Raw genomic sequence first — 9,970 nt, forward strand, 5'->3', positions numbered from 1 at the left:
TAAAACAAAGAGATCAGTAGATATTTAGGCTTATTCAAATCCTCTTCAAGACAAACCCTTTTACCTATTTATCCAATATGACCCATCATGTAATATGAAAATAGTCTGTATTGTAAATAATTGACACAGTTTGATAGAAACAGAGGTGTTGCGGCATGCATAGTGAAATGTTGTTACATTCGGTAAAAGCCGACTTACATGAAAAGCAGGAACAGATCCATCAGTTAAAACGAGTGCTGCACGAAATCAGGCAAATCAAACACGAATTTTCCGAGGCTCAGCATCTCATTCACCGGCCTCATCTTAACCGAGAGGCGTGGAGAGGAACACATGCGGAGCGGTTTGAAGATATTCGTGAAGGAATGAACAAAGCATATCAACAAATTAAAAGCGAACAGGTCAGCGTCATTATCGAAAGCATCGAAGGGAAAATCCACTCATTAGAGAGCGATGTCTATTCCATCAGACGCCAAATCACGAGAATAGAGCATGAAATAGAGAAGGAAAAACATAAAAAGTGAGGTGAGCACAAATGGCTCAGGAAATTAAAATGGTCTATGGCACAGTGAAGCAAGGGCTTTCTCAGCTCAAGAATTCAGCTGAACTCAAGTCCTCCGTGCCCGGCCATCTCTCAGGCAGAAATCATTTAAACGTTGTGAAGTCCATCGAGCAATTAAATGAGGACATCAAAGAGCTCACTGAAGCATATGCATCCGTTCTGGCCAAGCATATCGCACAAACGGAAAGCGCGGTAAACGCCATGAAGGAAACGGACGAAAACATATCATCTTCCATGAAATAAAGCGCGGGAGGACAAGGGATTGAAAACATTAGATGTCCACGCTCTTCACGAGGGCATTCAGCATACGATTGAGAAACTGGACAAGCAAAAACAGCAGCTGGAGAAGCTGGAAAAAAGTGTTGAGCATCTGGCAGGCATGAAGGATGCGTTAAAAGGAAAAGGCGGAGATGCCATCCGGACCTTTTACGAGGAGTGCCACAAGCCTTTTCTCCTTTTCTTTGGCATGTTTATCGACGAATACAAAAAAGTGCTGAAGCAAACACAGCATGCGATTTCCTCTGTAGAATCTGACTCCCACGGCATGATCGCAGAGGCTTTTCTCTCACACGATGCCAGACACGGGGTCAAGCATGCACGAGAAGTGACAGAACAGCTCACAGACGCAGTCAATCGCCAGACATCAACCGTTGATCACATCGTCAGCCTGCCTACAGTCAATGATACCTTTTTCCGGATGGAAACAGAACAGGCTGAGCGACTGATTTCGGACACCCTGCATAAGCTCTTTCAATTTGACGGCCAGCAAACCCAAGCACTAGAAACCGCAAAATCAGATTTTCAAACGATGAAAAAATATATCGATCAGCTCGAAACGATGTACACCGGTCCGAAAATTGAAATCACAGGCTACAAAAGCGGCTCCATCTTGAAATCACAGGAAGAAGAAAAGATCAACCAAACCTTCGGCGCCATCAATCCGCAAATGAAACAGCCGGATGAATCACCGATGGAGATGATGCTGAAGAAACTGGAGAAACATAAGCAATCAAACGTTGATTCTGTGATAATGGATGACAAACAACAAAAGATCGAGCGTGAGATTTATGGTGATGACAGTAACTTGACGGTACTGCAGAAAGAAGCAGCAGCCCACCCGAAAGTCTATGGAGACATACGGGTGATAAATGATAAACTATATAATCATAAAGGATTAAAAAAGATAGATACGATAGAAGTGATTGACGAACTAACTCGTGATACTGCAAGCATCGACTACGTCGGCGGCAAATATTTTGTATATGAAAACGGCCAAATTGTGAGAGAACTCTACGCTGGAGGGAAAAAGCGGCTAGAAGAAGTGTCTTACATTCCAGAGGATAAAGTAGGCGGAGCTAAGCCAATTGATTCGTTTCTTGCCGGAACTCAATATGAATTTATTGAGTGGGTAAGCCCTCAGGGTGCTGTTAAAAAGTTGGCGGTCCGAGGCGGGAAGCGTGTTGTTACAGATGTGGCTAAACATGTAGTGGAGAAGGATATAAAGGGAGACGTAAAAAAGAAACCTTCTAAAGGCAGTGTTAATAGTAAGTGGTGGCATCCTGGATATGTAGATAATTTAAGCTCTTCCCAAACGGTTATAGGAATAAAAAATTCCCCTAAAGGTTTATCAACTCTTGGTAGCTCAACACGTCAGAATGCACTAGATGCAGGAAAAGGCTGGGTTGGTCAAGGAGCGGAAAAAATGTATGATAAAGCAGGAAATTTTTTAGGGTACAAAAGTGTAGATAAAATGAGAGCTTTCAGATTGCAATATAAACCAAAGGAAAAAATGTGGAGAGCGAACTTCACTGAAAATGAAATTACTGTTGTAGGATCAAAAACAGAATTAAGAAATGTACATGTTGATATTTTAGATTAAAAGGTGGGATATAATTATGTTAGAAATTAAAGCTTTAACTAAAGACTATGAAAATTGGGGTGAGGACGCTGATGATTTCTACGTTTCATTTGAACTTGACGTAGGATTGACTGATATACCAGGTGCTTCTGATTTATTTACTTTTAATATTATTAGCCCTAAAAGATTGGATAAGATACTTGAAAGTACAAAAATTGAATTAGGTCATGGATATCTCATAATGAGAGATTTTAATATAAAAACTGTCAATTCTACTGTAGAGACTATCATGAATAAATGTAAAGACGATGACTATGATAAGTATATGAATAATTTAGCTCAATACTTTAAATTACAAGGATAACACCAAAAGAGTTGTTGGCTAGTCGCTTATAGTTATACTAAAAGAATATGAATATATCGGAACTGTAATCAATTTCGGATTTAATACACATGTTATATGATAAACAACTAGAGGTTTTTCATGTTAGAAGAGATTCCTGGTTATAAAAATCTCACGTCATAACTATTTTAATTAAATGGTTTTGAGGACCCTCTGGTTTGCTTCCTTAGTGTAGTGGTAACTGTTTTACCTTGATTGGCAAAGTGTCTTTCAAGGTTTTTTAATAAAAATAATCTTTTATAAAGCTAATTCATAAACCCTTTCTCCTTTTCTCTGGCATGTTTATCGACGAATACAAAAAAGTGCTGAAACAAACACAGCAAGCGATTTCCTCTGTAGAATCTGACTCCCACGGCATGATCGCAGAGGCTTTTCTCTCACACGACGCGAGACACGGGGGCAAGCATGCACGAGAAGTGACAGAACAGCTCACTGACGCAGTGAATCGCCAGACATCAGCTAGCGACCACATCGTCAGCCTGCCGACAGTCAATGACTCCTTTTTCCGGATGAACAGGCTGAGCGACTGATTTCGGACACCCTGAATAAGCTCTTTCAATTTGACGGCCAGCAAACTCAAGCACTAGAAACGGCAAAATCAGATTTTCAAACGATGAAAAAATATATAGACCAGCTCGAAACCATGTACACCGGTCCGAAAATTGAAATCACAGGCTACAAAAGCGGCTCCATCTTGAAATCACAGGAAGAAGAAAACATCAACCAAACCTTCGGCGCGATTAACCCGCAAATGAAACAGCCGGATGAATCACTGATGGAGTTGATGTTGAAGAAATTAGCCGAGAAAGAAAAGTCTAAAGTCGATTCAGTTGTCAAAACGCCTCATTCTAAAAAGGTAAATAAAAATATCATTCATCAGAAGATTTTAATTTCGGATTATGTATAGAACGCACAGAATATCACTATGAATTTTGTGTCTGGGGATTATCAGAAAAAAAACAAAAAATGTAGGAGACCTTGATTGGCATTAGCCTTTCAAGGCTTTTAAATATTGAGCCATAGCCTAAAGAAATCGGACTTTTGAGTTTAAGGTGATAATAGAGAGTGAAGAAAATAGATGAGAAATTTTTATTGAGAAAAATAAATGAATCGTTATTAATCATTCAGATTGTTTTGCCGCTAGCAGGAATATTTTTATAAATCATGACAGCCTGGTTAGCAAAGGTCAATCAAGTTCACGATATAGAGTTATATGTGATTGCTGGTTTTTCATATGGTGTATTTTTCTTTTTGTTCCCTTTAGATATTTATATATTCAGGAAAAGAATACTTATAAAAAAAATTAAATAATATAGAGGGATATAAATAGAGTTTCTAAAGGGTGAGCATACACTTGAAGAACCAGGATCTTCTATGATTTATTAGATGATGAATGATTTAAAGATTTACCCCAAAATGAAATATCTATCAGGATTATTATTCCGTTACCTCTCCCTTAAAGGAGCAAGATGACATGTTATCGATCAATAAACAAGAGGACCCTGTTTTTCAGTTTTTAGCTTGAACATTCCATCAGGATATTGAATCTCCCGATGACGCTTTACAAGAGTTATTAACAGAGGAAAGTAAGGAATATTTGGAGTATGCTATTGTCTTTTTAACGGGTTTTATTGAAAATGAGCATTCAGACAATGAGAAAAATGATTACATTCAATCTTGCGCAGATGGCGTGTATTTTCCTGCGTTTAATTTAGAACCAATTGATTGGCTAAAAAATGTAATAGTGCAAATAAAGAAGTCTTTAAATAAAATTTAAACGATAACGATTCTTAACCTTGATTGGAAAAAATGCCTTTCAAGGTTTTTTAATAACAATAATTTTTTATTGAAGTTAATAATAAGTTTAAATCTTTATTATTACCTTTGTACTAGAATCGATACTCTTAGTCAATATTAAAAATGAAAGCGTTGACATTCTATAAATCTAGTGCTAAAGTATACCTACAAAACAAATACAGCGACCCGTCAGGATTGTTACTGCGAAAGCAGGCAAAACCTAAATGGTACAGGTGCAGGAGGAGACTCTCGCAATCTGTGTCATTTAGGTTTTTTTTATTCTCATTTTGGAGGTGATGCAGCATTAAATACAAAAAAGCTGGAGAAAGGCGGCCACCTTTCATCCAGCCGGTTCCCCCAAAAAAAGGAGGTATACACATGGATTATGATAAATTATCGAGAGACATATTACAACTCGCAGGCGGTGAAGAAAACGTTCAGCGCGTGATTCATTGCATGACGAGACTGCGTTTTAATCTTTATGACAATTCGAAAGCGGACCGGAGTCAATTGGAGCAGCTGCCGGGTGTGATGGGCACCAATATCAGCGGCGAGCAGTTTCAAATTATCATCGGAAATGATGTGCCGAAGGTGTATCAGGCGATTTTGCAAAACAGCAGCCTCAGTGATGAAAAGAGCGCCGGGGCATCTGGCCAGAAAAAGAATGTGCTGAGTGCGGTCTTTGATGTGATTTCTGGTGTGTTTACACCGATTCTGCCTGCGATTGCGGGAGCGGGGATGATCAAAGGGCTTGTTGCGCTAGCGGTCACATTCGGCTGGATGGCGGAGGAAAGCCAGGTCCATGTCATTCTGTCAGCTGTTGGTGACGGTGCGTTCTACTTTCTTCCGCTCCTGCTTGCGATGAGTGCGGCGAGAAAGTTTGGAAGCAATCCGTATGTAGCGGCGGCGATTGCAGCGGCGATTCTGCATCCGGATCTGACGGCGCTGCTCAGTTCAGGGAAAAGCATTTCCTTTATCGGGCTTCCTGTAACCGCTGCCACTTATTCATCAACGGTCATCCCGATTTTGCTTGCGATTTGGATCGCATCGTATGTGGAAAAATGGATTGACCGAATCACGCATTCTTCTCTCAAATTGATTGTCGTTCCGACCATGACATTATTGATTGTCGTGCCGCTGACATTGATTACAGTTGGTCCGCTGGGTGCTATTTTAGGAGAATACTTGTCTGTCGGCGTAAACTATTTATTTGCTCATGCCGGGCTTGTGGCGATGATTTTGCTTGCGGGAACGTTCTCTTTGATCATTATGACGGGCATGCATTATGCATTGGTGCCGATTATGATTAACAACATCGCGCAAAACGGCCACGATTATTTGCTGCCCGCCATGTTTTTGGCGAATATGGGGCAGGCCGGCGCATCTTTTGCGGTTTTTCTTCGCTCCAGAAATAAGAAATTTAAATCGCTTGCGCTTACCACAAGTGTGACGGCGCTGATGGGAATTACAGAACCCGCGATGTACGGCGTTAATATGCGATTGAAAAAACCGTTTGCGGCCGCTTTACTTGGCGGTGCGGCTGGCGGCGCATTTTACGGCGTTACGGGTGTCGCTTCCTACATTGTCGGAGGCAACGCAGGGCTGCCGAGTATCCCGGTCTTTATCGGCCCAACGTTTATTTACGCGATAATTGGTCTTGTGATTGCGTTTGTTGCGGGAACAGCGGCAGCTTATCTTATTGGATTCGAGGATGTACCGTCTGAAAGTGATCAGCAGCCTTCTGTGACAAATGGCCATGAGGGCAGCGGAGAAATCATTCACAGTCCGATTAAAGGTGAAGTCAAGGCATTAAGCGAAGTCAATGACGGAGTGTTTTCTGCCGGGATTATGGGAAAAGGATTTGCTATTGAGCCGGAAGAAGGAGAAGTGGTTTCTCCTGTGAATGGAAGCGTTACCACTGTTTTTAAAACAAAGCATGCCATTGGCATTACGAGTGATCAGGGAGCTGAAATCCTCATACACATTGGATTGGACACTGTCAAACTGGAGGGCCAATGGTTCACGTCTCATGTCAAAGAAGGCGACAAGGTCGCGCCTGGAGATCCTCTCGTTTCCTTTGATCTGGAACAGATTAAAGCAGCTGGATATGACGTGATCACCCCGGTTATCGTCACTAACACAGACCGATATTCATTTTCGCCGGTAAAAGAAATCGGCAGGGTTCAAACAAAAGAAGCGCTGCTTGCTTTATCTTAAAAAATAAACTGATGAGGTGAACTGTAATGAGTGCAAATGCAAAACGATTTCCAGAAGGATTTTTATGGGGCGGCGCGGTCGCTGCCAACCAAGTTGAGGGTGCTTATAACGAGGGCGGCAAGGGACTTTCGACAGCTGATGTATCACCGAACGGCATCATGTCTCCATTTGATGAATCGATGACTTCTTTAAATCTGTATCATACCGGAATTGATTTTTATCATCGTTATAAAGAGGATATTGCCTTATTTGCAGAAATGGGTTTCAAAGCGTTCCGGACTTCGATTGCGTGGACAAGAATTTTTCCGAATGGCGATGAAGAGGAGCCAAATGAAGAAGGCCTCAAATTTTATGATGATCTGTTTGATGAGCTGTTAAAGCATCATATTGAGCCAGTCGTGACCATCTCTCATTATGAAATGCCGCTCGGTCTTGTGAAACATTATGGCGGCTGGAAGAACCGCAAAGTCATAGAATTTTATGAACGCTATGCCAGAACTGTTTTCAAACGCTATCAACACAAAGTGAAGTACTGGATGACATTCAACGAAATTAATGTGGTCCTCCATGCACCGTTTACAGGCGGCGGTCTTGTTTTTGAAGAAGGAGAACATCAATTGAACGCGATGTACCAGGCCGCACATCACCAGTTTGTCGCCAGCGCCCTTGCCGTTAAAGCGGGGCATGAGATCATTCCCGACTCAAAAATTGGCTGTATGATCGCCGCGACAACAACCTATCCGATGACCTCTAAGCCGGAGGATGTCTTCGCGGCAATGGAGAATGAGCGCAAAACACTTTTCTTCTCAGATGTGCAGGCAAGAGGTGCGTACCCGGGATATATGAAACGCTATCTGGCAGAAAACAATATTGAAATTGAAATGGCTGAAGGCGATGAGGAATTGTTGAAAAAACATACGGTCGATTACATCGGATTTAGCTACTACATGTCCATGGCGGCGAGCACTGATCCTGAAGATCTTGCGAAATCAGGAGGCAATCTGCTGGGCGGAGTCAAAAACCCTTATTTGACATCATCAGAATGGGGCTGGCAGATTGACCCGAAAGGCTTGCGCATCACGCTCAATACCTTATACGACCGTTATCAAAAGCCGCTGTTCATTGTGGAAAACGGCCTTGGCGCTGTGGACAAAGTTGACGAGGACGGCACGATCCAGGACGATTACAGAATCAACTATCTGCGAGAACATTTAATTGAAGCACGGGAAGCCATTGCGGACGGCGTTGATTTAATCGGATACACATCATGGGGACCGATTGACCTTGTCAGCGCGTCCACTGCCGAAATGAAAAAACGCTATGGCTACATTTATGTTGATCGAGACAATGAGGGGAACGGAACATTGAATCGCATCAAGAAAAAAAGCTTCGGCTGGTATCAGCAGGTCATTGCCACAAACGGAGAAAGTCTCTGACAACTTTATGAATAAACATACACCTCAATTGACAATAACAGACAGCAGGCGGACAATAAAAGAGAAAGATGAACCACCCACAGTCCGAAAGGCGGGAAGCGTATGTTTAACAAAATGTTAGTTGCGATTGACGGGTCAGAAATGAGTGCAAAAGCCCTTGATGCCGCAGTGCATCTGGCAAAAGAACAGCAGGCAGAACTAAGCATCCTTCATGTGGGGAGAGAAGCCGTCGTAGCGACTTCTTCTCTGACCGGGATTGTCTATGTACCAGAACATTTTATTGATGAAATCAGGCAAGAAGTGAAAAAAGAAGGCTTACACATCCTTGAGAACGCGAAAGCGAAAGCGGCCGAGAGCGGTGTTCAAGCCGACATCATTTACGCACAGGGAGAGCCGGCACACGAAATTTTAAATACCGCAAAAGAGAAAGGCGTTAGCCTGATCGTAGTAGGAAGCCGGGGCATCAGCGGCCTGAAAGAAATGATGCTTGGAAGCGTCAGCCATAAAGTGTCTCAATTATCACCTTGTCCTGTATTAATTGTTCGATAGATAAGAAGAAAAAAGCGCCTACAAGGCGCTTTTTTTATGTATAGATTCGTAAAATAACTCTGGGTGATTTATGGAACTGCTTCCTTTATAATAGTATCAATATGTAAAAAAGAGGATTTTCTCTTATATCTGCAGATAGCTATACTGGGGGGCATTTGATGCAGCAAAATCTCATATTACAAAAACAAAAATCAACAGCCGTGCTGAAAATGGTCATTTCCATGGTGATTTTCGGTTCCATTGGCTTTTTCTCTGAGCATACCAATCTGCCGTCGTTTGAATTGGTATTCGTTCGCTGTCTGTGCGCGACGCTATTTTTAAGCTTTTGCTGGCTGGTGTCCGGTCAGCATAAAACTGAAAAATGGAGCAAGCGGGAAGTCCTGCAAACTTTAGCTTGCGGTTTCTTTCTGGTATTCAATTGGGTCTTCTTATTTAAGTCTTTTGAAGAAACGTCAGTTACAATTGCCATCTCTGTATACCACCTTGCACCTGTGCTTGTTCTTCTCCTGGGGAGTATTATCTATAGAGAAAAATTAAATGTGATCTCCGTCAGCTCCATTATCATCTGCTTTCTTGGAACGGCGCTGATTTCCGGGATTAACGGCAGCACTTCATTGACACAGCTGATGGGATCAGGAATCATTTGGGCAGTTCTCGCCGCACTGTTTTATGCGTTCACCACTTTATTGGGAAAAGGCATTCAAAACCTCAGCCCTTACACGACCACCTTCCTGCAAACCGGTTTAGGGGTTATCATCCTGATTCCGTTTATTCACTTCGGCGCTTTTGCAAACCTGTCTCAGGGAAACTGGATCATGGTCGTCTCCACTGGCATTATTCATACAGGTATTGTGTATTTGCTGTTTTTTGACAGTTTGCGATTTTTATCAACGAAATTTATTTCGGTCATTGTCTTCCTCGACCCCGCTGTCGCGATTGTGCTCGATACCGTGTTTACGGGATTCCGCCCGGATCTTTTTCAGACACTCGGCATTGCAATGATCTTTGCGGGTATGGCTTTGACGCTTGTCAGGAGGCAGGGGAAGGCGGATGCAGCTGCTGAAGAAAAGGATTTAGAACAATTTCAATCATGATAGAAAAAAGTGTAAAGGCCTTAAATGGGCCTTTTTTTGGTTTTTTGGGTCTTTTTG

The 9,970-nt window shown here is 42.2% G+C and carries 8 protein-coding genes and 2 pseudogenes; all 10 read left to right on the forward strand.

Annotated elements, in window-relative coordinates:
• Nucleotides 1-155 precede the first annotated feature (155 nt).
• Entirely contained in the window at nt 156-521 is a 366-nt protein-coding gene (locus KXD37_RS06730; protein ID WP_263463430.1) for a DUF5082 domain-containing protein, read from the forward strand.
• 11 nt (nt 522-532) lie between these two features.
• A complete protein-coding gene (locus tag KXD37_RS06735; protein WP_044160050.1) occupies nt 533-802 on the forward strand; it encodes a YwqI/YxiC family protein in 270 nt (89 codons plus the stop codon).
• Between the two features lie 19 nt (nt 803-821).
• A complete protein-coding gene (locus tag KXD37_RS06740) occupies nt 822-2,438 on the forward strand; it encodes a ribonuclease YeeF family protein (protein WP_263463431.1) in 1,617 nt (538 codons plus the stop codon).
• Nucleotides 2,439-2,454: 16 nt separating this feature from the next.
• Entirely contained in the window at nt 2,455-2,781 is a 327-nt protein-coding gene (locus KXD37_RS06745) for an Imm8 family immunity protein (RefSeq protein WP_106019814.1), read from the forward strand.
• A 284-nt stretch (nt 2,782-3,065) separates the two neighbouring features.
• Nucleotides 3,066-3,694: pseudogene (locus tag KXD37_RS06750) on the forward strand (T7SS effector LXG polymorphic toxin); the annotation flags it as partial.
• A gap of 600 nt (nt 3,695-4,294) precedes the next feature.
• Nucleotides 4,295-4,597: pseudogene (locus tag KXD37_RS06755) on the forward strand (contact-dependent growth inhibition system immunity protein).
• Nucleotides 4,598-4,995: 398 nt separating this feature from the next.
• Nucleotides 4,996-6,834 carry a beta-glucoside-specific PTS transporter subunit IIABC gene (locus KXD37_RS06760; RefSeq protein WP_263463432.1) on the forward strand — a complete coding sequence of 613 codons (1,839 nt, stop codon included), beginning with the start codon at nt 4,996-4,998 and terminating at the stop codon, nt 6,832-6,834.
• A 26-nt stretch (nt 6,835-6,860) separates the two neighbouring features.
• The gene (bglH, locus tag KXD37_RS06765; protein WP_127696315.1) at nt 6,861-8,270 is read left to right on the forward strand and encodes an aryl-phospho-beta-d-glucosidase; all 1,410 of its coding nucleotides are present in this window, start codon (nt 6,861-6,863) and stop codon (nt 8,268-8,270) included.
• Between the two features lie 102 nt (nt 8,271-8,372).
• Nucleotides 8,373-8,819, forward strand: a complete 447-nt coding sequence (locus KXD37_RS06770) for a universal stress protein (protein WP_101864243.1) — start codon at nt 8,373-8,375, stop codon at nt 8,817-8,819.
• 158 nt (nt 8,820-8,977) lie between these two features.
• Nucleotides 8,978-9,913 carry a DMT family transporter gene (locus KXD37_RS06775; RefSeq protein WP_263463433.1) on the forward strand — a complete coding sequence of 312 codons (936 nt, stop codon included), beginning with the start codon at nt 8,978-8,980 and terminating at the stop codon, nt 9,911-9,913.
• Nucleotides 9,914-9,970 lie beyond the last annotated feature (57 nt).

The sequence above is a fragment of the Bacillus sp. XT-2 genome, from assembly GCF_025696525.1.
In the GTDB taxonomy this organism is placed as follows: domain Bacteria; phylum Bacillota; class Bacilli; order Bacillales; family Bacillaceae; genus Bacillus; species Bacillus halotolerans.